Raw genomic sequence first — 25844 nt, 5'->3', positions numbered from 1 at the left:
CCCGCCAACGTCCGGCCAGAGCTCGACATCTCCCCGGAGCCTCTCGACAGCTTCCAAGCAGAGTTTCAACTCACCCGGGTGGCTCCCGCCAACGTCCGGCCAGAGCTCGACATCTCCCCGGAGCCTCTCGACCGCTTCCAAGCAGAGTTTCAACTCACCCGGGTGGCTCCCGGTAGGCTCCGCTCTGAAGTTCACCACCTGCCGGTCGGCCACGACGTGCCGCGTTCGCGAGCAGCGCTCTATCCTCGTGCAAGCCCGGGATCGAACCCGAAGCCCCTTCACGAGGACCCGATGAAGCGCTGCACCCGCCTCCTCTCCCTGCTCGCCGCGGCGAGCTTCGCCTCCGCGTGCGGCGGCGGCGACGACACCGGCAACGGCGGCGGCGATGGCGGCGATGGCGGCAACGGGAACGGCGCCCTCCTGTTCGGCCCCTACAAGGACACCGGCGTCCACATGAACTGGGACACCAGCGTGATCTCCACGAAGGTGTCGGGGACCCAGACCGTGTTCGCCGACGACTTCAAGGCCGCCGGCGGCGACGTCGTCAGCCTGGCCTTCGCCACCGGCGAGTGCGGCGACGAGCGCTGGGGCGACGTGCCCGGCGCGGCGATGGCCGCCGCCAACGTCCCGGTGCTCGAGGCCGCCGGCGTCGGCTACATCCTGTCGACCGGCGGCGCGGCGGGCTCGTTCACCTGCGGCTCCGACGCCGGCTTTGCGGCCTTCCTCGATCGCTGGGCCGGGCCGCGCCTCATCGGCGTCGACCTCGACATCGAGGCCGGCCAGTCGCCACGGGTGATCGCGGCGCTGGTGCAGCGCCTCGAGGCCGCGCACGCCGCGTACCCGAACCTGCGCTTCAGCCTGACCCTGGCGACCCTCGCCAGCAACGAGGGCGCGTCGGCGGCGCGCTCCCTCGGCAGCAACATCGGCTCGAGCCTCAACGCCCTCGGCGACACCGCCATGGCCGCGATCGCCGACGTCTTCGGCTTCGACGGCAGCGCGGCGACCTGGCCCAGCCACGTCACCGTCAACCTGATGACCATGAACTACGGCTCGCCCGGTCCCGGCGTGTGCGTCGTGTCCGGCGGCCAGTGCGACATGGGCCAGTCGGCGATCCAGGCCGCGTACAACCTGCACGATCACTTCGGCGTGCCCTACGCCAACATCGAGCTCACCCCGATGATCGGCGGCAATGACGTCCGCGGCGAGCTCTACACGCTCACCGACGTCGACGAGACCGCCGCCTTCGCCAGGTCCCAGGGCCTCGCCGGCGTCCACTACTGGTCCTACGACCGCGACGTCGACTGCCCGATCGGCGCCGCCTCGCCGGTGTGCAACTCCCTCGGAGACGCCGGCACCCGCGGCTTCCTCGCCCGGTTCCTCGCCGCGGGGCTCTGACCACAGCGCGACCGCGCGCGGCGGAGCGGCCGTCGAGCTCGTCCGCCTCGCAGCTGCGCGCGGTGCGCCTCGGGTGCGCCGAGGGGTTCGCCGCCGCCACGCCCGTCTGCAAGACCGAGGAGGTGATCCCTCAGTGACATGGCACGCGGCGCGCGGCCGCCGGCCTCCGAAACTTGGCCCGCCCTCGCCCGGCGTGCGAACCCCGAGCCCGGAGACCTCTGCAAGGATGACCAGCCCTCGCTCCCACGCCGAGCTCGTCACGCTGCGCAAGCTCGCGCAGGACCTCGCCGCCCAGCGCAAGGAGCGCCTGTCGAGCGTGCACCTCCTCGCGGCCATCGCCATGAGCGGAGGCCCCGCCGCGGATCTGCTCCGCGATCGGCGGCTCGACGACGAGGCCCTGCTCAAGGCGACCCGCTCGGTCGACGACGAGGGCCCCGACCCGATCGGCCGGGCGATGGGGGGCGCGCGCGACGTCGCGAAGCGAGCGACAGCCAAGGAGCCCGCGGCGCTCCACCTGCTGCTCGCGCTCCTGTCCGACCGCAGCTCGGCCGCGCACCGCGCGCTCACCCAGTCGGGGGTCGATCTCGCGCGGCTGCGGACCGCGGCGCTCCAGATCGCGCTCGGCGTGGTGCAGGCGCGGCGGACGCCCGCGCGGCTGCTCCAGGACGGCGGCGCGCCGGAGACGCCGGCGCCGGGCGCGACGCCCACGGCCCGCCGCGCCCGCGGCGAGGCCGCCGATCCGGGGCGCACGCCGCGCTCGCCGCGCACGTCCCAGGAGCTGCGGCCCGCCAAGGGCGCCGGCGTCGCCGTCCCGGAGCTGCGGCCCGCCAGGGGCGCCGGCGTCGGGATCCCGGAGCTGCGGCCCGCCAGGGGCGCCGGCGCGCCGGAGTCGCGGCCCACCAAGGGCGCCGGCCCGGGCGTCACCGTGCCGCTCTTCCCGCCGACGCCGCTGTTCCCGCCGGGGCGCCCCCGCCCCGCCGCGGCGCCGATCGGAGCCGACGCGCTGGCAGCCGCCGAGCCGATCGCCCTCACGCCCACCCCCTCCCCGGCGTCCTCGGCCTCCCCTGCCCCCGCTCCCGCCGCCTCCCCCGCCGCGCCCGCGCCGGGGCGGCCGCTCCCGCCGCTCGCGCCGCCGACCGCCACGAGCGCCGCCGCGAGCGCCGCCCTCGCGGCGCGCTTCACCCTCGACCGCGCGCGCTTCCCGGCCCTCGCCTCGCTCGGGCACAACCTCTCGCTCGCGGCCGTGCAGGGGGAGCTCGAGCCGATCGTCGGCCGCGAGCACGAGATCGAGCAGGCGCTCGACGTCCTGGCCAAGCGCCACGCGAACAACCCCTGCCTCCTCGGCCCGGCGGGCGTCGGCAAGACCTCCGTCGCGCGCGGCGTGGCGCACCGGCTCGCGTTCGACGAGCGGGAGCCGCGCGTCGTCGTCGAGCTCGTGCCCTCGGAGCTCCTCGCCGGCACCGGCGCGCGCGGCGCGCTGAGCGAGCGCCTGTCCGCGCTCCGGTCCGAGGTCCGCGAGGCGGGCGGGCGGGTCATCCTGTTCATCGACGGCCTGTCGGAGCTCTTCGGCAGCGGCGCGCTCGACGAGGCGATGGCCGAGATCAAGCTCGCGCTCGCCCGCGGCGAGCTCACGCTGATCGGCACCGCCACGCCCGAGGAGTACAGGAAGAGCATCGAGGTCGACCCGGCGCTCGCGCGGCGCTTCACGATCGTCGAGATCGACGAGCCCGAGGAGGACGAGGCGTTCCTGCTGCTCCGGAGCGTCGCGGTCGGGCTCGGCGCGCACCACGGGCTCGCGTTCACGGACGAGGCGCTGGCCTCGGCCGTCGCCTGGTCCGTGCGCTACCTGCCCGGGCGCGCGCTGCCCGACAAGGCGCTCTCGATCCTCGACCTCGCGGGCGCGCGCACGCGGCGGCGCGCGTCGTCGACGTCAGGCGCGTCAGGCGCGTCGCGCGCGTCAGGCGCGTCGCGCGCGGCGCTCCGTGAACCCGCGCAGCCCGCGCGGCAGGTGGGCCCCGCCGAGGTCGCCGAGGTGGTCTCCGAGCTCGCCGACCTGCCGGTCGAGCGGCTGCTCGAGACCGATCGCGAGCGGATGCTCTCGCTGGAGACGCTGCTCGCCGAGAACGTTGTCGGCCACGGCGAGGCGCTCTCGCGCATCGCGCGGGTGCTCCGCCGGAACGCGGCCGGCCTGCGCGCGCGCCGCCCGATCGGGTCGTTCCTTCTGCTGGGGCCGACCGGCGTGGGCAAGACGGAGACGGCGAAGGCGATCGCCGAGGCGCTGTTCCACTCGCCCGACGCGATGACGCGGCTCGACTTCTCCGAGTACGCGGAGTCGCACGCCGTCGCGCGCCTCGTCGGCGCGCCGCCCGGCTACGTCGGCCACGAGGCCGGCGGCCAGCTCACCGAGGCGGTGCGGCGGAGGCCGTACCAGGTGGTGCTGCTCGACGAGATCGAGAAGGCGCACCGCGACGTGCTCGAGGCGTTCCTCCAGGTCTTCGACGAGGGCCGCCTGACCGACGGACGAGGGCGGCGGGTGGACTTCACGAACACGGTCCTCGTGATGACCTCGAACCTCGGCGCGGCGGAGGCCGGCGCGCTCCGGTCCGAGCGCTCCGTCGGCTTCGCCCGCGCCTCCTCGGCCGTGTCGCCCGAGCGCCTCGGGGAGACGATGCTCGCCGCGGCCCGCGCGGCGCTCCCGCCCGAGCTCTACAACCGCATCGACGAGGTCCTCTGCTTCGCGCCGCTCACGCGGGCGGACGTCGCCGAGATCACGCGGCGGCTGCTCGGCGGCCTGGAGCGCGAGCTCGAGGCGCGCGGCGTGGAGCTCGAGGTCGAGCCCGAGGCGATCGACGCGCTGCTCGACGCCGGGGGGTTCGACCCGGAGCTCGGCGCCCGGCCGATGAAGCGCACGATCGCGCGCCTCGTCGAGGCGCCGCTCGCGGAGCTCATCCTGCGCGGCCAGCTCGAGGAGGGGTCGGCGGCGCTCGTGGGCGTCGAGCAAGGCGAGGTCGTGGTGGACGCGATCGCGCGGGCCGGCACGCGGCGCTACGCCGCGTGCTCCAGCTGAAGCGCGGCGCTACGCCGCGTGCCTCAGCGGCAGCCCGAGCGACCTCGGGTCGAAGTACGCCCTGAACCGCGCGATCGCGCCGGCCGGGTGCTCGAGGACGCTCACGCCCTCGTACGAGAACTCGGCCCCGCTGGGCAGCGTCCCGCGGCTCGTCCACTCGAGGAGGGAAGCCGCATCCGACTCGGCGACGCACCGGAACTCGGACCGCACCTCGCCGAACGCGTGGCGGTAGCTGCGCCAGAAGTTGCGGGCGCCGTCGGGGCCGTGGAGCGGCCTCGAGATCGCCGGGTTGCTGAGCACGGCGTCGGGCGCGAACAGCCGCGCCATGGGCTCGACGTCGCCGCTCTCCTCGATCCGACGCAGGGCTTCGATGAACTCGCTCGCCTTGGACATGGTGCCTCCTGCGGTGCGTGTGCGTGCAAGGGGCGGACCTCTCTCAGTCAGTGCGCGGCAGAGCGCTCAGTGCGCGGCAGGGCGCTCGTGCCGCCGCCCGAAGACCGCGATGGCGACGGCGAGCAGCGCGGCGAGCAGGAACCCCCCGCCGAACGCGAGGCCGATGATCCAGGGCTGCATCGCCCTCCCCAGGCCGTCCGCGAAGCCCGTGGCGGCGGCGCGGCTCGCGCGCTCGATCGCGGCGCTCGAGCAGCCCGGGTCGCCGGCGGGGCACCCGGCGAACTGCTCCATGAGCTCTGCCGTCCCCTCGCGCGCCGCGGCCCTCGCCGCGGCGCCCGTGCCCTGCTCGACGAGGGTGACGAGCGCCCTGTCGTGCTGGAGGGCGCCCTCGACGACGGCGCTGCTGACCGCCTCGCTCGTCTGCGCGATGACCGGCTCCAGGCCCTCGGCCTGCCGCCCGATCTCCGCCGCGCCGGCCCGGACCGCGTCGTGGACGATGGCCCCCACGAGCGGCCGCTCGCGCTCGCGCGCGCCCTCGGCCGGCCTCTCGGCCGATCCTCCGGCGGGCCCGGCCCCGTCCTGCGCGCCGCGCTCGAGCGCCTCGAGCGTGCCGTGGGTCGCCTCCTTCGCCGCCTCGCGGACGCACCCCGGGGCGAGCGCGAGGGCGGCGATCAGCGCCGCCGCGGCCGATCGACCGGAGCGCGCCGGCTCGCCCGCGCGCGGCGCCGCCGGTCCGGGAGAGAGCGCGCATTGCACAGCCGCGCCGGCTTTCATCAACCGTGCCCGCCGCGCGCCGTACCGAGCGCGCGCTGCCCCGCTCCCCGCTACGGCGGCCCCGCCTCGATCGCCCGCCGGTACCGCTCGCGCCTGTGCGGCTCGCGCAGGATCTCGTAGGCCTCGTCGAGCACCTCGATGACGAGCCGCACGTCGTCGAGCAGGTCCACGGTCGCGGCGGTGAGCAGGGTGGACGGCTCGAAGGCCTTCCTCAGCGCGAGGTACGCGCGGCGGATCTCGTAGTTCGTCGCGTCGCGCGGGATGCCGAGGATCGAGAAATAGTCCCCGTCCTCCACCAGCGCGAGCCGCGCCCGGACGCGCTGCCGGATCGCCTCCTCGTCGAGCGGATCCTCCACCGGCGGGGGCGGCGCCTCGGTGATCGACGGCGGGATGAGGACGTCGAGCACCTCCAGGCAGACGAGCGCGTAGAGCACGCTCGCGTTCTCGGGCTCCGCCACGCTCACGAGCTCGCCCACGCTGCGGCCGCGCGCGGTGCGCACGAGCTCCTCCTCCTCGCGCCGCAGCGCGCACTCGCCGAGCAGGTTGCGCCGGACGCCGTCGTCGAGGCGCGCCCCCGGGCCGCCGAGGCGGCGCAGGGCGACCTCGGGGGCGATCACGCGGCGGATCGTCTCGACGAAGACCTCGGCGCCGGTGGCGCCGCCGAAGACGTTCGGCTCCGCCTTGAGGCGGCCCGGCGGCTCGGGCTCGAGGTCGCACGTGCCGGCCTCGACGAGCACGACGTGGCCGATGACCCACTCGGCGTGCGCGCGCAGCACCGGCCAGAGGTCGTCCTGGCCGAGGTGGCCGTGCGCGATGAGCGCCGCGCCCGCGTGCCGGCCCGAGGCGGGCAGCTTGCCCGCGAGCCGCGCGGCGACCTCGCGCTCGAGGTCGCCCCGCCCCACCAGGAAGGCGAGCAGCGTCTCCTCGGGGATGCTCGAGCCGGCGGTGACGAGATCGCCCTCGTGCAGGACGATGCGCCGCGCGCCCTCCTCGGTCGTGATCGCGAGGGCGCCGGAGGAGCGGCTGCCCACCGCGCGGGCCAGCGCGCGCGGGGCGTCGCCCGGGCCGAGCACCGTGGTCGAGGACACCCCGCCGGAGCTCGGCGCCTCGTCGATCGGCTCGAGCGCCATGGCGCGGCCGAGCCCGGCCGCTGTGACCGTGGCGGGCGCGGGCGGCACGAGCGGCAGCGGAGGCGGCGCGGGCCCACGCAGGGCCGCGCCGGAGATGGCCATGGACGGCGGCGCTGGCAGGGGCCCGCGGCCGAACGCGGCCGCGCTCGGCGCGGCAGGCGGGCTCGGCGCCAGGAGGCCGCGCCCGAGCGAGCCGGCGCCCGCGCTCGCCGGGACGGGCCCGCCAGCAGGCGCCGCGGCGCGCCCCGCCGGGGCGGAGCGGGCCGGGGACGTCACGGGCGGCAGCGGCTCGGGCTCGGCCCTTCCGACCGGCGACAGCAGCGCGGTCCTCACCTCGACCGAGGGAGGCGACACGAACGCGACGCCAGGCGACGGCGGAAAGCCAGGCGCGCGGGCGTCGCGGGCCTCGCGCGACCGGGGCGGCGGCGGCTCGGTGACGCGCTGGCGCAGGCTCGGCTCGACGCGGCCCGACGGAGCGCGCGCCCAGTCGACGTCCTCGCCGCCGCGCGCAGGGCCGGCGCGGTCCCACGCGGGCTCCTCTCGCGGCACGGGCGAGGGCGACCGATCCCACGCGGGCTCGGGGCGCGGCGGCGGCGACGCGAAGGCGTGGGGCCGGCCCGCGTCGCGCGGGGTCGGCGGCGCGGCGTCGCGGCCGCCGCTCCGGCGCGCGGGACCGCCGAGATCGCGATCCTCCCTGCCGTGCGGGTGCGCCTCCCTGTCGAGCGAGAGCGCCGCGAGCTCGGGGCCGGCGCGCTTCGTCGCGTGCGCCCCGTCGAACGCGGGCTCGGCGTCGCGGTCGTCCTCGTGCTCGTCGCCCGGCTCCGCGAGCTCGACGAGGGAGTCGCCGGGCCCTGTGTGCTCGGCGCCGGTGGCCGCCGGCTGCGGCGCGGGCGCGACGCCGTACGGGCCTTCGCTCGCCCTCGGCTGCGAGGGCGACCCGGTCGGCACCGGGGCGACGGCCGCGCTCGCGCCGGTCCGCGGCTCGTCCTCCTCCGGATCCAGGGGCTCGTCGAGGGCGGAGAGCAGCTCCGACGACAGCATCAGATCGACCTCCTCCTCGGCCGCCGGGATGCTCGACGGGTGCGCCTTCGCCGTGACCCGCTGCTCGGCGGCGACGAGGATCTCCTCGAGCTCCGGGCTGATCCGCGCCGGCAGGAGGCGCGGACCGACCTCGTCGCCCTCCTCCTCCGGGGGCGGCAGCACCGAGCCGACGTCGAGCGGGTCGAGATCGCTCGCGAAGTCGGGGTTCGACGGGACGTCGTTGTCGAGCGGCAAGCCCGCCGCGAGGCGCGCCTCGACGGCGTGCTCCCCGCGGAACCGCCCGGGCTCCGCGACCGCGCTCACGTGCGCGGCGAGCTCGGCGGTGTCGACCGGGCGCTCGAACACCTGCCCGAACAGCTGGGGATCGAGCTCCGCCGAGCGGACTGGATCCCCCACGAGGAGCACGGACGCGGCGAGGCCGCCCGGCCGCAGGTAGAGGCGCTCGAGCGCCTCGATCGCGCCGGGCTCGTCGATGTCGACGATCACGACGCGCGGCGCGTCGCTCGCGAGGCGCGCGTCGAGCTCGGCGATGGGCGCCGCGATCACCTCGAAGCCCCGGCCCCGCAGCGCCGCGCCGATCGCCTCCCCGTCCGCGGACGCGTCGGCCAGCAGGATGGCGCCTTCGCGCGGGCGCGCCTGCACTGCTTCGTAGTCGTCGCGGGGCTCGGACACGGCGGTCATCTCGTGGCGGCGGCCCGGCGGAGCAGCGCCCAGGGGCCCGCATCGACTGGACTCTCGACGGTCGTCGGCGGGCTGTCAAACGCGATCGCGGCCCGCTCGCGTTCCCGCCGCGCAGCGCAGCTCCCTCCACGACCGCCCCGCCGGAGCGGCGAGGTCTCCACCCCTGCCGCGCTGGGGGCGCCCGGCCGACATCACCTCCGCGACGCGAGCGCGAGGTCGGCGCCGCCGCGCCGCCGCACGCGCGCGCGGCGGCGCGGCGGCGCCGTGGGCGCCGCGTGTGGTAGACGTCGACCCATGGTGCTCGGCGCTTCCCACAACGAGATCGCCCTGACGGCCTTCCTGCTCATCGTCGTGCTGCTCGCCGCGAAGATCGGCCGCATCGGCGAGGCGATCGGCGGGCTGTTCGAGCGGGACGCGCCCGCGACGGACGGCGGCGCGCCCGGGGACGGCGCGGAGCAGGCCGAACACGCGGAACAGAAGGAAGAACGCCAGGAAAGCTGAGCGCGCCCCCTCGCCGGCGGCCTCGCCCGCGCTTGCGTTCTGTTTTTTTGGAATTCATAGTTTCCGATGCTCGTGAACGAGCCGGCCTCGCCGCGGTCGCGGCGGCGCGCGGAGATCGCGGCGCGGATCCCGCGCGGGTACCGCCCGGCGCTCCACCTCGCGGCGCCCACGCTGCTCGGCGCGCTCGTGCTCGCGGCGGCGGTGCGCCTCCTCGACGCCGTCGATGCCGTCGAGCTCGTCGCGGTGCCGGCGACGCTGCTGCTCGGCTTCGCCTTCGAGTGGTGGGCGCACAGGTCGGTGCTGCACCGGCGGGCGCCGCTGCTCGGCGCGCTGTGCGAGCGGCACGAGCGCGAGCACCACCTCGCCTTCACCGCCGACGACATGGCGCTGCGGAGCGCCCGCGAGCTCTGGCTGGTGCTGACGCCGCCGGCCTCGGCGCTCCTGGTCCTCGCCTCGCTGCTGCCGCTCGCCGCGGCGGCGGGCGCGCTGTTCTCGCCGGACGCGGCGCTGCTCGGGCTCGCGACGGCGATGGTGTTCTTCGTGAGCTACGAGTGGCTGCACCTCGCGTATCACCTGCCGCCGGACAGCCCGGTGTACCGGCTCCCGGGGCTCACGCGGCTCCGCGAGCACCACCGCAGGCACCATGATCCCCGGCTCATGAAGCGCTGGAATTTCAACGTGACCGTGCCCGTGTTCGATCTCGTCCGCGGGACGCGCTGGTCGCCGCCGCGCAAGGGCGCGTAGCCGCCCCACAAGGGCACGTTGACGCCCCACAAGGGCACGTTGACGCCCCACAAGGGCACGTTGACGCCGCTCAAGGGCACGTTGACGCCGCTCAAGGGCACGTTGACGCCCCACAAGGGCACGTTGCCGCCGCGCAAAGGGCACGTTGCCGCCGCGCAAGGGCACGTCGCCGCCCCACAAGGGCACGTCGACGCCCCACAAGGGCACATTGCCGCCGCGCAAGGGCACGTCCGGGCGGCGCAGCGCCATCCTCGGCCACGTGCCGGCGCGCGCGAGGGGGCGCGCGCCCGCCGGGGCGTCCGCCGCGGCCGTGTGCTAACGGGTCGCGCGTGCAGCCGCGGACCAGAGACGGCCTCGTCCTCCTGCTCGCCGGGGTCCTGCTCGGCGGCGGCGCCGCCTGGCTCCTCGGCCGCCGGCGGGAGAGCCCCCCCGCCGCGCCGCGCGCGCTCGACGCCGTGCCCGCCGGCGCGATGCTCGTCGCGACGCTCGATCTCCCGGCCCTGCGCGCCTCTCCCGCGTTCGCCTCGTTCCTGCGCGAGGAGCGCGAGATCCCCGGGCTCGGCAAGGTGCGCGACGTGTGCGGCTTCGACCCGGTGGCCGCGTTGACCGAGGTCGCGATCGCCATCCCGGCGGCGGGCGAGGGCGGCGACTTCGGGCTGGTCGCGGCCGGCGCCGTGCAGGACGAGGCGCTGCTCGCGTGCGCCTCCAAGGTCATCGAGGCCCGCGGCGGGCGGCCGGTCGTCTCCGCGATCGGCAGCTTCCGCGCGGTGCGGGACTCGAGCGCCGAGGGCCACGGCGAGATCGCCGTGCGCCCCGGGGGGCCGATCCTGCTCGGCGGGGGCGCGTACCTGCGCGCCATGATCGACGCCGCCGAGGGCCGCGGCGGGAACGTCGGAGGGAACGTCGGCGCGAGCGCCGCGCACGACGACATCGCCCGCGCCGTGGGCGAGGGGGCGGCGCGCGTCACGGTGGTGCTCACGCCCGAGCAGCGCGCCGAGATCGGGCGCGAGCTCGCGCTGAGCGGCTCCAGCCGATCGCCCGCGGCGTCCCTGCTCTCCGGCGGCGCCAGCGTCGCGCTCGGCCCGGAGATCGCCGTCCACGCCGCCGTCCTCTGCGACGCGGAGGCCCCCTGCGCCGCGCTCGGCGCGGAGCTGCGCGCGGCGCGAGACGCGCGCGCGGCGGACTTCGCGACGCGGCTCATCGGCTTCGGGGCCGTGCTCGAGCGCATCGCGATCGCGGCCGAGGGCAAGGCGCTCCACGCGCGCGTCAAGCTGTCGGCCGAGGAGGCCGGCGTCCTCGTCGATCGGCTCGCCTCGCTGCGCGGCCTCCGCCAACCCGCGCTCACGCCCGCGCCCAGGCCGCCGCCCGCGCAGGCAGACAGCGACGCGCCGCCGCGCGGAGACGCCGGCCCGCCGCCGCGCGGAGACGCCGGCCCGCCGCCGCGCGGAGACGCCGGCCCGCCGCCGACCGATGAGGTCGTCACACCCCCGCGACGAGCGAAGCCGGACGGCGGCGCGCCATAGCGCGTGAACCCGCGCCGGGGAGCAGCGCGTGAACGCGCCGGGGAGGACCGACCGCCGCGTCGCGCTGCCGCGGCGCGGCTCCGTCGATTCCGTGGTCTGCCTGACGAGCGCGCCGCACCGCCGCCCGAAGCCGCGCGGCGCGGCCGATCGGGCCCCCACGGGCTGCCCCGAACTCCTGTAACCTGATCGGTGCCTTCCGACGGGATCGGCGCTCCGGTCTTTCCCGCCGCGCAGGAGGCGGGTGGGGCACATCGAATGCAGGTCGTCGGGATCTCCGCCTCCGTTGTCGTCGGGACCCTCCTTCTGGTCGCCCTCTGGGCGCTCCGCCGGCGGCTCCACGCCAGCGAGCGCGAGCTCGAGCGGAAGGCGCAGGAGCTCGCGACGAGCCGCGCCGCGGAGCAGCGCCTCGTCGAGGAGCTCGCCGAGGCGCGGCGGGCCGAGGAGGAGGCGCGCAGGGCGAGGGACGAGGCCGTGACCGCGAGCCGGTCGAAGAGCGCGTTCCTCGCCAACATGAGCCACGAGCTCAGGACCCCGCTCAACTCGATCCTCGGCTTCGCGCAGCTCGTGGAGCGCGACCCCTCGCTCGCCGACCGGCACCGCGAGAACCTCGCTGTCATCTGCAAGAGCGGCGAGCACCTGCTCGGCCTGGTCAACGACATCCTCGAGATGGCGAAGATCGAGGCCGGCCGCATGACGCTCGTCGACGCCGAGTTCGACCTCCACGACACGCTCTCGGGGCTCTCGGAGATGTTCGCGGTCGAGGCCCAGAAGCGGGGCCTCACGCTCAGGGTCGAGCGGGAGCAGGACGTGCCGCGGCACGTCCACGGCGATGAAGGGAAGCTGCGGCAGGTGCTGATCAACCTGCTCGGCAACGCGCTGAAGTTCACGCCGCGCGGGTCGGTCACGCTGCGCGCCTCGTCGCGGCGCTCTACCGGTGTGCGTGAGGGCGGCGCGCCCGACGGCGCGGCGGCGGGGCGGGTGCGGGTCTCGTTCGAGGTGACGGACACCGGCCGGGGCATGGCCAAGGCGGAGCTCGCGGAGCTCTTCGAGGCGTTCGGGCAGACCGCGACCGGGCGGCAGTCGCGCGAGGGCACGGGCCTCGGCCTGCACATCAGCCGGCGCATCGTGCGGATGATGGGGGGCGACATCCGGGTGGAGAGCCAGGTCGGCCGCGGGACGACGCTCCGCTTCGACGTGCGCCTGTCGCTGGCCGACGCGCCCGACGCCCGCGCCGGCGGCGCGGCGCGCCACCCGGCGGCGCTCCGGGCCGTGGGGCTCTCGCCGGGCCAGCCGAGGTACCGCGTGCTCGTCGTCGACGACCGGTGGGACGTGCGCCACTGCCTGCTCAAGCTGCTCGACTCGGTGGGCGTCGAGGCGCGCAGCGCGACCAACGGGCTCGGCGCCGTGGCGCAGTGGGAGACGTGGGCGCCGCACCTCGTCCTGCTCGACCTCCGCATGCCGCTGCTCGACGGCTACGAGGCGGCGAGCCGCATCAAGGCGAGCGCGCGGGGGCACGAGACGGTCGTCGTGGCGATGACCGCGAGCGCGTTCGAGCAGAACCGGGCGCTCGCGGCGGAGGCCGGGTGCGACGACTTCGTGAGCAAGCCGTTCCGCGACGCGGACATCCTCGGCCTCCTGACGAAGCACCTCGGGGCCCGCTTCGAGTACGAGGAGCGCGCCGCCGAGCCCGGCGCCGCCCAGGGGGCGCCGGCCGTCGACCTCGCCCGGGCGGCGGCCGGGCTGCCCGCCGCGCTCCGCAAGGACCTCCGGCGGGCGGCGACGCGGCTCGACGCGAAGGCCGTCCAGGCGACGCTCGATCGGTTCCGGCCGGAGGACGCGGACCTCGCGGGCGCCGTGGCCGAGCTCGCGCGGGGGTATCGCTTCGACAGCATCTTGGCGCTATCGAGCGCCGACGAGGAGGAGCCGTCATGACGGACACCGACGCAAAGCCAGCCCCCCGCGGGGCGGCCCCGGGCGCGCGGCCGGAGCGCCCCAGGGAAGAGCCCCCGAGCATCCTGATCGTGGACGACATGCCGGCGAACCTGTCGCTCCTGACCTCGATGCTGACGGCGCAGGGCTACGAGGTGCGGGCGGCGATCAGCGGCGCGATGGCGCTGATGTCGGCGGCGGCGGCGCCTCCGGACCTCATCCTGCTCGACGTGAGCATGCCCCACATGGACGGCTACGAGGTGTGCCGCCGGCTCAAGGGGGATCCCGGGACAGCGGACATCCCGGTCATCTTCCTGAGCGCGATGACCGGCATCGGCGACAAGGTGATGGCGTTCGACGCGGGCGGCGTCGATTACGTCACGAAGCCGTTCGAGCTGCGCGAGGTGCTGGCCAGGGTCGGGACGCAGCTGCTCTTGCACCGGCAGCGCCGGGAGCTCGAGCGGCAGCGGAGGGAGCTCGAGGAGCGCTACGCGCAGGTGCGCCAGATGCAGGCGGCGCTGCGCGGTTACCTGTCCGACCGGGCCTGGGAGAGCATCGAGGAGAGCGTGTCGTCGAACCGGCCGAGCCCGCCGGCGCGCGAGGTGCTGACGGTGCTGGTCAGCGACATCGAGGAGTTCGTGCGGCTCTCGGAGAGCGAGGATCCCGGGCCGCTGATCGCGGATCTCAGCCTCTACATGGCCACGGTGGCGCAGATCGTCTACGACCACGCGGGCGAGGTCGACAAGTACGTTGGCGACGGCATGCTCGCGTTCTTCCGGGGCGCGAGCGACGCGCTCGCGGCGGCGCAGCGGATCCAGCGGAGCATCGCGGCCTTCAACGAACACCAGCGCTCGCGGGGCCGCCCCGCCTTCCCGACCCGGCTCGGGCTCTCGACAGGGCCCGTCCTCCTGGCGAGCATCGGGTCGAGCGGCAGGCGGGAGTTCACGATCATCGGCGATCGAGTGAACACGGCGTTTCGGATCCAGGCGCAGGCGAAGGCCGGCGGCCTGCTGATGGATGAGGCGACGTTCACCGCGGCCGGGAGCCCGGGAGAAGCGATGCCCGCGCTCGTGCGGATCCGGGGAAAGCAGGGAGAGGAGAGGCTCTATGCGATCTCGCCGGAGGCGATGCTTTCGGGCGCGGAGGGGAGCGGGGCGGACGGCGGTTGAGCGCTCACGCTCGCTCCCGGCCCGATAGGCGGGCTGTTCAAGGCTGCTCCCGGGCATTTTCGTGCTGCCCCGCACCGCCGGGCCATTCGAGTTCGAGCGCCTGGATCGTGCGATCTGCCGAAAACATTCGTTCTTGAATCACGCGATGACCTCGTGCAATAGTCGCCGCGGAGGATGGAAACGAACATGAATCTTCGAATTAGCGTTACTTTGCTTGGCCTGCTCGCGACCTTTGCGGCGGGCGCGGCTGCGTGCTCGGATGACGATGGGGGCACGACGTCGGCAACTTCCTCGACCACCGGCACGGGCGGCGGCGCCGCCAGCAGCGGCGCAACCGGCGGCGGCGGCGCAGGCGAGGGCGGCGCCGCCACCACCAGCAGCGGCGCAACCGGCGGCGGCGGCGCAGGCGAGGGCGGGGGGGACGGCGGCGGCACGGCCTGTGCGGGGCTGCTCTGCGACGACTTCGAGTCGTACGAGGGCGAGGGCGCGAACGGCGAGAAGCTGGGCGCGTGGACGGTCTATACGGCGATGGCGGGCTCCACCGTGTCGGTCGACACAACGAAGCATTACAGCGGCACCAAGTCCATCAAGGTGACCACGCCCGCGAGCACGGGAGACAACAACTACAAGTCGGCCATGATCAAGTTCACGGACGCCGACGCCCTGCCCACCGAGGCGAACGTCATCCATGGTCGCATGATGTTCTTCCTCGAGGCTGCGCCGACGGGGGATGTGCACTGGACCATCATCGACGGTTCAGGGACCATTCCTGGCAGCGATTTCGAGGGAATGCCCTACGCGGCACAGTATCGCTACGGCGGGCAGCACCCGACCGCGGCCGGCAGCCAGCTCATGGCGAACTACGATACGCCCGGGTTCTGGAGCGACCCGAAGACCGGCCCGGAGACGGACTGCTGGCACCACGCGGAGGAGACGACGGTGGTCCCGACCGGCGCGTGGACCTGCGTCGAGTTCAGCTTCGACGGGCCGAAGAACGAGATGCGCTTCTGGCTCAATAATGAGGAGCTGACCGATCTCAAGGTGACCGGGACGGGCCAGGGCTGCGCCAACGACGTGGAGAACTACGAGTGGAAGGCGCCGGCGTTCGACAGCATCGGCCTCGGCTGGGAGTCCTATCAGGCGGACTCCGCCCGCTCGATGTGGATCGATGACGTCGTGATCGGCACCGGGCCCATCGGCTGCCCGCCCGCGCAGTGAGCGCGCGCCGCTGAGCTCGGCGAGGCGCGGAGGCGGACTCCGCGCCTCGCTGGTCCCTTTCCAGGGGTCGGGCGCGCGCTGCCCGCGGCGCCGGCCGGCGCGAGCGACGCAGGCCGCGCGCCGGCGCGCCTCACGCCGGCGCACCTGACGAATGTCGGGTTCGCCGATTGATCGCTCGCCAGGACCGCTCTACGAGACGGCGGAGGTCCAACGCTTCACGAACCTGGAGGTCTCCGCTGTGATGAAACCGGCCTATCGTCTCTCGCTGCTCGCCTCGTTCGTCCTGGGCGCCACCGCTTGTGGCGGCGCGCCCGAGCCGGCCCCTGCGGTCCCCGACGTCCCCGCCCAGCCTGCGCCGGAGGCGCCCGCGGCGCCTGCGGCCGCGGCGCCCGAGGCCAGCCCGCCGGCGGACGCCGCGGCGCCGGAGGCCGCTGCGCCGCCTGCGCCGCCGGTCAGCGTCTCCGTGCCCATCGAGGCGCGGACCAAGTCGAAGCTCAAGGGCACTGCGACCTTCACCGAGGTCGAGGGCGGCGTGAAGGTCGCCGTCCAGGTCTCGGGCGCTCCCAAGGGCAAGATCGCCGTCCACGTGCACGAGACCGGCGATTGCAGCGCGCCGGACGCGAAGAGCGCGGGCGCGCACTACAACCCCGAGAACCACCCGCACGGTCTCCCCGACGCCGCGGCTCGCCACCTCGGCGATCTCGGCAATATCGAGGTCAAGGCCGATGGGACCGGCACCCATGAGATCATCGCCAAGGGCGCGAATCTCAAGGAGGGCGCTCCGAACACGTTCCTCGGCCGCGCCATCATCGTCCACGAGAAGGCGGATGACGGCGGCCAGCCCGCCGGCAACGCCGGTGGCCGCATCGGCTGCGGCGTCATCTCGCAGGGCAAGTGACGCGCGCGCGGCGCGGCCCGCCGCTCCGCGCTCACGACACGTCGACTCCACCTCACCGCCTGTCCCGAGAGGGCCTCTCCCCGAGCGCCCGCAAGGCGGGAGTCTCCGCCTCCGGCGTCACCGGGGCGGAGCGCTGACCGGAACGCCCTTTCCCCCCGGGGGCGAGCCCGGGCTCGGGAGGCTCCCGCTCGCGGGGAGCCTCGGCGCGGCCGGGGGACGCCGGGGCTCCTGCTCCGTGCGCCGGCTCGGCTCTCGAAGCGCCTCGCGCTCGATGTCCGCCGCCGGCTCGGACGACCGCGGCAGGGACGCGGAAGACGCCGCGGCCGCCGGGACGACCTGACCGGCTGGCTCGGCGTTGCGCGCCTCGCTCAACGTGGCGCCCGCGAGGGGCCCGGAAGCGCTGGAGCCCGACGGCCGCTCCTCGGGCCGCGTCCCGCTGACCAGCAGCGCGACGACGATCGCCGCCGCCACCGCCGCCAGGACGAAGCTCGCCCTGACGGGCGAGCGCAGCCGCCGGAGCGTGTCCGCGAGCGTCGTCTCGTCGGCGTCCTCCTCGACGCGCGCCCTCTCCGGAGCCGGGCCGGCCGCGCCGAGCCCGACACGGCCAGCTTCCACCCGGGGCTGCGGCCCGTCCGAGCCGGCCGCAGCCTCGCTCCGCTCCGCGGGGCTGGCCTCCGCCCGGACGCCCGCGTGGTCCGGGACCGCGACGCCCTCGCTCCGCGCCACCGGATCCGCCTCCGCAGGGGCGCGCGGGCGGCCCGAGACCGTCGCCCCCTCGCTCCGCTCCGCAGGGCTGGCCTCCGCCCGGGCGCGCGGGCGCTCCGAGACCGTGACGGCCTCGCTCCGCTCCCCCGGATCCGCCTCCGCAGGGGCGCGCTGGCGGTCTGACACCGTCGCCGCCTCGCGCCGCTCCACCAGGTCGGTCTCCTGCCGGGCGCGCGAGCGGTCCGAGACCGTCACGGCCTCGCTCCGCTCCACCGGATCCGCCTCCTCAGGAGCCGCGGAGAACACGGGAGGTGGCAGCTCCGGGCGAATCTCGATCGCCATGCCGCCGGTGGACGGGCCCGAGCCCATGGTGGTGGGGATCGAGCCGCGCTCCCCCGCGTCGGCGCCGTCCACGCCGGGGCGCGCCCCGGACAGCGAGTCGCGCAGGCCCCCGCGCAGCATGCGCTGGATGCGGTCGACGAGCGGCTGCGCCGCGGGCGGCGCGAACGGGCGGAGCGCCAGCGTGAGCTCCGCCAGGTCGGGCCAGCGCTTGTCGCGATCCCGCTCGAGGCACCGCATGATGATCGGATCGATGTCCGGCGAGAGCCCGCGGCAGACCTTCGACGGCAGCTCCGGCACGAACTTGCCCCCGAGCACGAGCGAGACCGTCTGGACGGAGCGCGCGTGCATGGGATACCGGCCGGTGAGCAGCACGTAGAGGAGCGACCCGACCGCCCAGATGTCCGCGCGCGCGTCGACGTCGCGCTGCCCGCGCATCTGCTCGGGGGGCATGTAGTGGGGCGTCCCCAGCATCTGGCCCGTGCTCGTCCGCATCTCGGCGACGCCGAGGAGCGCCGCCTGCGACACCTTGGAGACGCCGAAGTCGAGCACCTTGATGCACGGCGTCCCCTCGCGCGTGTGCGTCAGGAAGAGGTTGGCCGGCTTCACGTCGCGGTGCACGAGCCCGAGCGCGTGCGCCTCGGCGAGCGCGTCGCACGCCTGGATGACGTAGAGCGTCGCCTCCTCGACCGGCAGCGGCCCCCGCTGCTTGCGGATGACCCGGAGATCGCGGCCGTCGAGGAACTCCATCACCATGTACGGCAGCCCGCTCTCGAGCCGCCCGACGTCGTGCACCTTGACCGCGTGCTCGCTCCTGAGCCGCGACGCGATCCGCGCCTCCTGCAGGAAGCGCCCGCACATCTCCGGATCGGCCGCGGTCGCCGGCAGCAGCACCTTGATCGCCCGGAGCTCGTCGAGATCGACGTGGGTCGCGGCGACGACGGCGCCCATCGCGCCCTTGTCGAGCAGCCGGTCCACGCGGTACTTGCCGGCGATCAGCGTTCCGGCCTCCAGCCCTTCGATCTCTTCCAGGCCGCGCATGTTCGAAACCTCCGACGGAGAACGCCGCGCCGCGGCAGTCAGCATAGCGCAGCCGATCGTCGGCCGGACAGCCGATGCCGCGGAAGCGACGCTCCTCTGCCCCTCCGCTGGCCTGCGCGACGCTCGCGCGCCGGCGCGGCGCGATGTCGCGGACGCCCTCACCGCGCCCCGCGCCGCTCGCGGGAGCGCACCACGGCGGCGCGGCCCGCCCTGGCTCAGCCCCCTTCCGGCGCCCCGCTCGGCCTCTTGATCGCGACCGTCCGCCGCGCGCCGCCCGACTCGAGCGTGAGCTCGAGGGTGGCGCCCTCCTGCGCGCTCGGCAGCGCATGACGCATCGCTTCAAAGCTGGCGAGCGGCCGGCCGTTGATCGCGACCACCGCGTCGCCGACGCGGACGCCCGCGGCGGCGGCGGGGCCGCTGTCTTCCACGGCGACGACGACGGCGTCTCCGCTCGTCTTCAGCGCGCCTTCGAGCAGCGGGAAGAGGGGCGCCGCGGTCAGCCCGAGCGCGCTGACCGTCCTCCCGTAGCTCTGCACGGCCGCGTCGAAGCTCTCCTTGCGCATGCGGTAGCGCGCGACGGCCGCCACCGCGCCGCCGCGCTCCTGGAAGCGCGCGTCGACGCGCTCGGGGGTGGCGAACGCGCCGACCTGCTTCAGGTAGCGGCTCGCCTCGGCCTCCGCCATGCCGGCGCGGCGCGCGCCGCCGCCGTGCGCCTGGATGAAGGCGTACGCCTGCGACCCCGCGAGCGCCGGCAGGACGTTGCTCGCGAGCCGGGAGATCGCGTCGGCGCGCGCGACAGCGAGCGCCGCCTCTCGGCTTTCGCCCGAGCCCTCGCCGACAACGAAGATCGCGTCGCCCTCGGCGGTGAACGGCCGGTCCATCCACGGAGGGCTCTCCTCGGCCGGCGGCGCCGCGCGCCACCCCGAGCTCGGCGCGGGCGGCGGGTCCGCCCCGGCGGCGGTGCGCGGGCGTCCCCGGCCCTGGTAGGCGAAGGCCACGGCGAGGACGAGCAGCGCTCCCGCCGCGAACGCCGCGAGCACCCCGCGCGAGCTGGAGCCACCGGCCGCCGAGACGGCCGCGGCCGGCGGAGACGCCCCCGCCGGCGCCGCTGCGCCCGCGGGCGCCCCTGCCCCCGCCCCCGCCGGCGCCGCTGCGCCCGCGGGCGCCCCTGCCGGCGCCGCTGCGCCCGCGGGCGCCCCTGCCCCCGCCCCCGCCGTCGTCACATGCCCCCCCGCGGCAGAGCGCTTCGTCGCCGGCTCGGACGCTCCGGTGAGCGTGGGCGCCGGCTCCGGCGCGGCGCCGAGGCGCCTCAGCGCCGGCCGGAGCCACGGGAACGCGAGCGGCGCGTTGCACCGCTTGCACGGCACGTACGGCTCCCGGTCCTCGCGGGCGGCCTGCGCGGCCTCCTTCACGTCGAGCAGCGTCTGCCGGGGCGCGTCGCACCGCTCGCAGGAGCCCTCGACGATCGCCGAGACCACCTCCGCGCGCAGCGGGGGGCTCTCGGAGGCGAGGTGCTCGAGCAGCACCACGGGACAGCCCTCGATCTGGATCGACGTCACCTCGCCGCCCAGCGCGCGGAGCGACAGCGCGAGCGCCCTCGCGCCCTCGGACGTCACCCCCGCCGCGCCCGCGAGATCGAGCACCAGCGCCCCCTCGATCCCGTCGAGCGCGCGCTTCCACCGCACGTGCGCGTCGAGCTTGCAGCGCACCCGGATGCGCGTCCCGCGCTCGTCGACCGTCTTCTCGATCGCCTCGTGGGTCCCCGCGTCGAGCCGCGCGAGCTCGTCGAGCGCGGCCCGCACGTCCTCCGGCAGATCGATCCCCGCGTGGATCGCCGCGAACGCGAAGTAGCTCTCGGCGTCGTCGTCGAACACCGCCGCCGCGCCGCAGCGCGGGCAGGGGCTCGCGGGCGGCTCGTGCGTCCTGACGAGGTGCGCGTCCCTGTCGCAGTCGAACAGCCGATCGAAGGCGGCGCCGCAGCGCTCGCACCGGTACGGGCCGTAGAACGACGCGACGCGCCCGTCCCCGAAGAAGCGGCGGATCATGCTGATCTGGTTCACGATCGGCTCGGTGCAGCGGCCGATGTAGATCTCGGACGCGCTCCGCGACACCTCGGCCAGCATCGCCATCCACTCGCGCACGCCGAACGACGTGACCCGCTGCACCCCGCCCAGATCGAAGAGCACGCGGCCGGAGATGCCGCGCGCGACCGCGAGGCCCTGGAGCTCCTCGGTCATCCGCCCCGACAGCGAGACGATCAGCAGGCTGCCCAGCCTCCGCTTGGTCACCGTGAGGGCCCGCGGCCCGTGCCCGTGCGCCCCCTCCGGCTCCGCGCCCTCCACGCCGGCGCCGGCGTCCGCGAGCGACAGCGCGGGGAGCCTCCTCGATCGCGGCGGCGTGTCCAGATCCCCCGCGGCGTCGGGCCGCGACGCCGCGAAGAGCGGCGCGGAGAGCTTCGTGGCGACCCCGCCGGGGCGCCCGGTCTCGGCGGCCTGCGGCTCCGCGCCCATGGCGTCGAGCGCGCCCGCGAAGGAGTCCTCGTTCTGTATCGATTCCTCCTTCTTGACGATGTGTGATTCGAGGTCCGCCCCCGAGGCGAGCGCGCCCCGCCACACCTCCACGCGCTGGCCGAACAGCTCCGACATGAACGACGACAGCGCGAGCGCCGAGGTGGCGAGCCGCTCCTCCCGGGCGAACGCCTCGAGGTCGATCTGGAGATCCCTCGCTGTCGCGTACCGCTTCTCCCGATCCCGCTCCAGGCACTTGAGCAGGATGCGCTCCAGCCTTGGCGGGTAGTCGGAGCAGACCTCGCTCGGCGGCATCACGGGGTCCTCCACGATCGCCCGCATCAGCTCGAACTCGGTGGCGCCGCGCCGGAACATCCGGCTCCCCGTCGACATCTCGTAGAGCAGCAGGCCGACCGAGTAGATGTCGCTCCGGCGATCGAGGTGCTCGCTCGTGCACTGCTCGGGCGACATGTACGGGACCTTGCCCTTGAGCGCGCCGTCGCGCGTCTCGTTGACGCGGTTCGCCGCCTTCGCGATCCCGAAGTCGAGGATCTTCACGGCCCCGTCGTAGGTGACGATCACGTTGTGCGGGGACACGTCGCGGTGGACGATGTCGAGCGGCTTGCCGTCGAAGCCGACCTTCTCGTGCGCGTAGTGGAGCCCCGCCGCGACGCCCGCCGCGATGGTGATCGCGTGCTCGATCGGCATCCGCCGGTTCGCCGACCGGAGCGACTTCCGGACGGTCCTGAGATCCTCGCCGTGGAGGTACTCCATCGCGATGACCGGCACGCCGTCGACGTCCTCGATGTCGTACATCTGGACGAGGTTGGGGTGGTCCAGGGTGGCGGCGATGCGCGCCTCGTCGAGGAACATCCGCACGAACTCGGGGCTGTCGACGAGGTGCGGGAGGATGCGCTTGACCACGCAGATCTTTTTCACGCCCGAGATGCCCGCGACGGAGGCCACCCAGATCTCGGCCATACCGCCCATGCCGATCTTCTTGATCAGGCGGTACCTGCCGAGCGTGGTGGGGTGGCGCGCGCCGACGCTCATCGGGCCGGCGGCGTGGCGCTCGGTCATTCGACCGCCTCCATCGCGCGAGCCGGCGGCGTCACTTCGAAACGAGCGCGGCGGGCGGTCATGGTGCTCATCGAGGGCCTTCGGCCTGGGATTTCGCGAAGCTCACGCTGCGGCGCTCACCGCGCGACTCGATCTGGAGGGTCATCGTACCACCGGCCGGCGCGCGCGCCCACGCGTCCGCCGCGGCCTTCCCGAAGATCTCGACCGAATGGACGGGGCGCTCGTTGACCGCGAGCACGACGTCCCCCGCGACGACCCCCGGATCCGCGCCGCGCCGCGGGCGCTCCGCCGCGACGACGACGAGCTCGCCGGAGGTGCGTACCCGCGCCTCGAGCTGCGGGAAGAAGCGCGCCACGGTGAGCCCCTGGAACGTGGCCGTCTGGCGGTAGAGCGCCGCGGCCGCGTCGAAGCTCTGCCGGGACAGCCTGTACCGCGCGAAGGCGAGCACGCCGCCGCCTTCCCGCCGCACGACGGCGTCCACGCGCTCGGGCGTCGCGAACGCGCCGGCCTGCGCGAGGAAGCGCCCGGCGATGCGCTCGACGACCTCCGCGCGCTGCGCCGCCCCGGCCTCGGCCGGCGGCTGCGCGACGAGGAGCTCGGCCGCGGGCGAGCCCGCGAGCTCCGCGGCGAGGCCGGACGTGAGGCGCTCGATCGCCCCGTTGCGCGCCGCCGCGAGCGCGCCCGACTCGCTGGCCGTGGGGCCGCCGCGGCCGACGACGAGCACGCTCTCGCCCTCGACGACGAACGGCCGCTCCACCCACGCGGGCGGGAGGTCGTCCATGACCGACCAGCCCGCCGTGCCGGGGCCGCTCGCGGGCGGCGCCGGCGCGCGCGCCTCGCCCGCGCGCGCCGCCGAGGCCGCGGGCGCCGCCGAGGCCGCGGGCGCCGCCGAAGCCGCGGGCGCCGCCGAGACCGCTGGCGCCGCGGCGGGGCCGACGCCGCCGCGCCAGGCCGCGAAGCCGGCGGCCGCGAGCGCCACCCCGCCGAGCAGCGCGAGGAACGCCGCGTTGCTGCCCGCGCCGCGCGGCTGCGCCTCGGGCGCCGCGGCCGGCTGCTGCTGCGCGCTTGCCGCGGGCAGGGCGGGCGGCAGCGGGACCGAGGGGGCGCGCGTCGCGTGGGCGCCGAGGACGTAGAGCAGCGAGCGGGAGCCGTCGAAGGCGAGCGGCGTGTTGCAGCGCTTGCAGGTCACGCTCGGGTCCTCGCCGCCGCGGAGCAGGGGCGCGTGCCGATCGACCTCGACGAGCACGGTCCGGGTCGCGCTGCAGGACGCGCAGCGGCCCTCGACGACCGCGGACTCGATCCGCGCGAGCTCGGGCCACGAGGGGCCCGCCGTGCGCTCGGCGAGCAGCCGGGGACAGCCCTCGATGCGGATCGCCTCGACGGCGCCGTCGAGCTTGCGGAGCGCCGACTCGAAGCGCGCCGCGCCGTCGGCGGTGACCGCGGGGACGCTGCTCAGATCGAAGACGACCTGGCCCTCGAGGCCGTCGATGATGCGGCTCCAGCGGATCGTCGCGGTCAGCTTGCTGCCCACCTTGAGGCGCGTGACGCGCCCCTCGACGGACTTCTCCACCACGTCGCCGACGGCGGGCTCGTCGGCCTTCTCGAGCTCGAGGAGGATCTCGCGCACCTCCGGCGGGATCGCGCCGGCGCCGTGCTGGGCGACGAACCCGAAATACGTCTCCGCGTCGTCGTCGAAGGCGCCGGCGCCGTCGCAGCGGGGGCACACCGCGTCGGGCGGCTTGCCCTCCGCGAGCGAGGCCGCGTCGTGGGCGCAGTCGACGAGGCGCTCGAACTGGGCGCCGCACGACTCGCAGCAGTACGGCGCATAGAACGAGACGACCCGCCCGTTGCCGGCGAACCGCCGGATCATGCTGAGCTGGTTGATGACCGGCTCGGAGCAGCGCGCGAGGTAGAGGGCGCGGAGGCGCGGCTGGGCCGCGTGGATCATCTGGAGCCACTCGCGGACGCCGAACGACGTGATCCGCTCGACGCCGGCGAGGTCGAGCAGGACCTTGCCCTCGAGCTCCCGCGCGAGCGCCGCCCCCTTGAACGCCTCGGTCATGCGCCCGGCGAGCCGGACGACGAGCACGTCGCCGATCGCGCGCCGATCGAACGCGAGGCTGTCGAGGCGGCCGGCGGCGCCGGCGGGCGGCACGCTCCGCGTCGGCGCGGCGCGGGGCGCCCAGGCGGCGGGCGGCGGCCGGTCCACGGTGGTGGGGCTGTGCCCCGACGAGACCGGCCCCGAGGCGGGCTCGGCGCTGTGCGGGCGCGACGCCCTGCGGCCGTTCGGCGGCACCCGGATGGTCGGCCGCGGCTCCTCGCCCTCGCGCCCCGGCGACAGCGGCGCCGGCCCCGGCGTCGCGCTCGACGCCGACGCCGGCGCCGGCGCGTCGAAGGAGGTCTCGGACGTGAAGGTCGAGTCCGACGCGATCTCGAGCTCCTCGAACTCCGCCATCCCGCCGGCCGGCTGCGCGACGACGCGCGCCGCCACGGCCGGCGCCCGCTTCGCGGCGCGCGGCCTTCGCTCCCGCGGGCCTTCGCTCCTGGCGAGCGGCGTGGGCGCCTCGGAGAGGACGGTGAGGGTCATGGTCTGGTTGTGCAGGTCGCAGTGGCCGGTCGCGTACGGCGAGATCTCCCCGTACGAGTAGAACCCCGTCACCTGCGTGCCCTTCGGCAGCACGTCCGCCACCGCCTCGACCTCCTCCTCGGTCCGGTCGCCCAGCACGATCCGGCGCCCCACGCAGCTGATCGCGATCGCCAGCGCGCTGTCCCCGCCCGCCCTCCCCGCCTCGCTCGCCGCCCTCGCCGCCTGCTCCGCGCCCCCGATCAGCCGCTCGAAGTCCGCCTTCATCAGCTGCACCAGGTGCCCTCTCGGCACGTCCCCCGCGAACGTCAGCGACTGCGCGTCGTGGTCCACCGCCAGCACCGTCCGCACGAGCGCCTTCTCGTCCTGCGCCGTCGCGCGCAACGCCAGCGGGAACAGGAGCGCCGACGCCGGCAGCTCCGCCGCCTTGTCCCCGAGGTACTCCTTGTACAGCGAGAGCGCCGGGCGCCCGTCGACCTCGTAGAGCACGTTGCCCTCCGAGCGGGTCACCACGCGCTCCGGCCCGAACTTGTCCCAGCCCCCCTTCGATCCGTGCTGGATCACCACGTGCTCGCCGTACAGCCCCACGGCCGCCACGAGCCCGCTGCGCACCACGTCCCCCGCGCACACCCACGTCCGCTTGAACTGCGTCCCGTCCCCGGACAGGCCTCCGGTCACCACCACCGACTCCGGCAGCACCGCGTTCAGCCCGCGCACCAGCTGGCTGCCGTTCACCCCGAGCCCCTCCGACAGCACGAGCACCCCGCGCAGCCCCGGCCGCTCCAGCTTGCGCGCCAGCGCCTGCCCCGCGGCGAACGACCCCGACGCGCTCGCCACCTCCACCTGCGCCGTCGCCAGCGTCGTCCGCTCGAACCGCGCCACCGCCACCGTCAGCGTCCCGTCGCGCACCGACGTGCCCGCGATCTCCCCCGCGCTCGAGCACCCCACCACGTGCGACCGCGGGTACGCCCGCCGCAGCTCGCGGATCGCCCCGGGGTCGTCGAGGAGCTCCGGCGCCCCGAACGCCAGCACCAGCGTCCGCTCGCTGTCGAGCACCGGCAGCACCCGCACGGACCACTTCTTGGTGTCCCGATCGTAGTGGAATGTCTCGAGGATCATGGAGCT

The 25844-nt window shown here is 75.5% G+C and carries 15 protein-coding genes; 9 read left to right on the top strand and 6 right to left on the bottom strand.

What is annotated here, in order from left to right; all coding sequences use genetic code 11:
• The first annotated feature begins 291 nt into the window (after positions 1-291).
• Together WMF44_RS45275 and WMF44_RS45270 are read left to right on the top strand one after the other, a co-directional pair.
• A complete protein-coding gene (locus WMF44_RS45275; RefSeq protein ID WP_437296252.1) occupies positions 292-1395 on the top strand; it encodes a glycosyl hydrolase in 1104 nt (367 codons plus the stop codon).
• Positions 1396-1621: 226 nt separating this feature from the next.
• Positions 1622-4462 (top strand): AAA family ATPase, encoded by a 2841-nt coding sequence (locus WMF44_RS45270; protein WP_437296251.1) that lies wholly within the window; start codon positions 1622-1624, stop codon positions 4460-4462.
• A gap of 9 nt (positions 4463-4471) precedes the next feature.
• Here the strand turns inward: WMF44_RS45270 and WMF44_RS45265 are convergent, their stop codons facing one another.
• From WMF44_RS45265 to WMF44_RS45255, 3 genes are all read right to left on the bottom strand, one after another.
• Entirely contained in the window at positions 4472-4855 is a 384-nt protein-coding gene (locus WMF44_RS45265) for a nuclear transport factor 2 family protein (RefSeq protein WP_437296250.1), read from the bottom strand.
• Between the two features lie 66 nt (positions 4856-4921).
• Complete coding sequence (locus tag WMF44_RS45260; RefSeq protein ID WP_437296249.1) at positions 4922-5629, bottom strand: hypothetical protein; 708 nt, start codon at positions 5627-5629, stop codon at positions 4922-4924.
• A 50-nt stretch (positions 5630-5679) separates the two neighbouring features.
• Positions 5680-8472 (bottom strand): DUF4388 domain-containing protein, encoded by a 2793-nt coding sequence (locus tag WMF44_RS45255; RefSeq protein ID WP_437296248.1) that lies wholly within the window; start codon positions 8470-8472, stop codon positions 5680-5682.
• 303 nt (positions 8473-8775) lie between these two features.
• Between WMF44_RS45255 and WMF44_RS45250 the strand changes: the two genes are divergently transcribed.
• From WMF44_RS45250 to WMF44_RS45220, 7 genes are all read left to right on the top strand, one after another.
• Positions 8776-8982 (top strand): hypothetical protein, encoded by a 207-nt coding sequence (locus WMF44_RS45250; RefSeq protein ID WP_437296247.1) that lies wholly within the window; start codon positions 8776-8778, stop codon positions 8980-8982.
• Positions 8983-9048: 66 nt separating this feature from the next.
• The gene (locus WMF44_RS45245; protein ID WP_437296246.1) at positions 9049-9726 is read left to right on the top strand and encodes a sterol desaturase family protein; all 678 of its coding nucleotides are present in this window, start codon (positions 9049-9051) and stop codon (positions 9724-9726) included.
• 329 nt (positions 9727-10055) lie between these two features.
• Entirely contained in the window at positions 10056-11249 is a 1194-nt protein-coding gene (locus WMF44_RS45240) for a hypothetical protein (RefSeq protein ID WP_437296245.1), read from the top strand.
• 255 nt (positions 11250-11504) lie between these two features.
• On the top strand, positions 11505-13181 hold the full coding sequence (locus WMF44_RS45235) for an ATP-binding protein (RefSeq protein WP_437296244.1): 1677 nt from the start codon (positions 11505-11507) through the stop codon (positions 13179-13181).
• A complete protein-coding gene (locus WMF44_RS45230; protein WP_437296243.1) occupies positions 13178-14347 on the top strand; it encodes a response regulator in 1170 nt (389 codons plus the stop codon). The genes WMF44_RS45235 and WMF44_RS45230 overlap by 4 nt, the downstream gene beginning before the upstream one ends.
• 186 nt (positions 14348-14533) lie before the next feature.
• Entirely contained in the window at positions 14534-15565 is a 1032-nt protein-coding gene (locus WMF44_RS45225; RefSeq protein ID WP_437296242.1) for a hypothetical protein, read from the top strand.
• Positions 15566-15806: 241 nt separating this feature from the next.
• On the top strand, positions 15807-16463 hold the full coding sequence (locus WMF44_RS45220) for a superoxide dismutase family protein (protein WP_437296241.1): 657 nt from the start codon (positions 15807-15809) through the stop codon (positions 16461-16463).
• A 117-nt stretch (positions 16464-16580) separates the two neighbouring features.
• Here the strand turns inward: WMF44_RS45220 and WMF44_RS45215 are convergent, their stop codons facing one another.
• The 3 genes from WMF44_RS45215 to WMF44_RS45205 all read right to left on the bottom strand — a co-directional run bounded on the left by WMF44_RS45215 (position 16581) and on the right by WMF44_RS45205 (position 25838).
• The gene (locus WMF44_RS45215) at positions 16581-18548 is read right to left on the bottom strand and encodes a protein kinase domain-containing protein (RefSeq protein ID WP_437296240.1); all 1968 of its coding nucleotides are present in this window, start codon (positions 18546-18548) and stop codon (positions 16581-16583) included.
• Positions 18549-18763: 215 nt separating this feature from the next.
• Entirely contained in the window at positions 18764-22135 is a 3372-nt protein-coding gene (locus tag WMF44_RS45210) for a protein kinase domain-containing protein (RefSeq protein ID WP_437296239.1), read from the bottom strand.
• Positions 22136-22202: 67 nt separating this feature from the next.
• Complete coding sequence (locus tag WMF44_RS45205; RefSeq protein ID WP_437296238.1) at positions 22203-25838, bottom strand: FIST N-terminal domain-containing protein; 3636 nt, start codon at positions 25836-25838, stop codon at positions 22203-22205.
• Positions 25839-25844: the final 6 nt, after the last annotated feature.

Origin of the sequence: Sorangium sp. So ce426 (genome assembly GCF_051475585.1) — a bacterium.
GTDB classification, from domain to species: domain Bacteria; phylum Myxococcota_A; class Polyangia; order Polyangiales; family Polyangiaceae; genus Sorangium; species Sorangium cellulosum_B.
Note: the sequence above shows the minus strand (reverse complement) of the source record. Positions and strands in the feature narration are given on the sequence as shown.

Bases quoted from the DNA above. Each gene is read 5' to 3' on its own strand.
- WMF44_RS45260 (WP_437296249.1), bottom strand. From the start codon at position 5,629: ATGAAAGCCGGCGCGGCTGTGCAATGCGCGCTCTCTCCCGGACCGGCG.
- WMF44_RS45250 (WP_437296247.1), top strand. From the start codon at position 8,776: ATGGTGCTCGGCGCTTCCCACAACGAGATCGCCCTGACGGCCTTCCTG.
- WMF44_RS45210 (WP_437296239.1), bottom strand. From the start codon at position 22,135: ATGACCGAGCGCCACGCCGCCGGCCCGATGAGCGTCGGCGCGCGCCAC.
- WMF44_RS45230 (WP_437296243.1), top strand. From the start codon at position 13,178: ATGACGGACACCGACGCAAAGCCAGCCCCCCGCGGGGCGGCCCCGGGC.
- WMF44_RS45220 (WP_437296241.1), top strand. From the start codon at position 15,807: ATGAAACCGGCCTATCGTCTCTCGCTGCTCGCCTCGTTCGTCCTGGGC.
- WMF44_RS45245 (WP_437296246.1), top strand. From the start codon at position 9,049: ATGCTCGTGAACGAGCCGGCCTCGCCGCGGTCGCGGCGGCGCGCGGAG.
- WMF44_RS45265 (WP_437296250.1), bottom strand. From the start codon at position 4,855: ATGTCCAAGGCGAGCGAGTTCATCGAAGCCCTGCGTCGGATCGAGGAG.
- WMF44_RS45215 (WP_437296240.1), bottom strand. From the start codon at position 18,548: ATGCGCGGCCTGGAAGAGATCGAAGGGCTGGAGGCCGGAACGCTGATC.
- WMF44_RS45205 (WP_437296238.1), bottom strand. From the start codon at position 25,838: ATGATCCTCGAGACATTCCACTACGATCGGGACACCAAGAAGTGGTCC.
- WMF44_RS45225 (WP_437296242.1), top strand. From the start codon at position 14,534: ATGAATCTTCGAATTAGCGTTACTTTGCTTGGCCTGCTCGCGACCTTT.
- WMF44_RS45235 (WP_437296244.1), top strand. From the start codon at position 11,505: ATGCAGGTCGTCGGGATCTCCGCCTCCGTTGTCGTCGGGACCCTCCTT.
- WMF44_RS45270 (WP_437296251.1), top strand. From the start codon at position 1,622: ATGACCAGCCCTCGCTCCCACGCCGAGCTCGTCACGCTGCGCAAGCTC.
- WMF44_RS45275 (WP_437296252.1), top strand. From the start codon at position 292: ATGAAGCGCTGCACCCGCCTCCTCTCCCTGCTCGCCGCGGCGAGCTTC.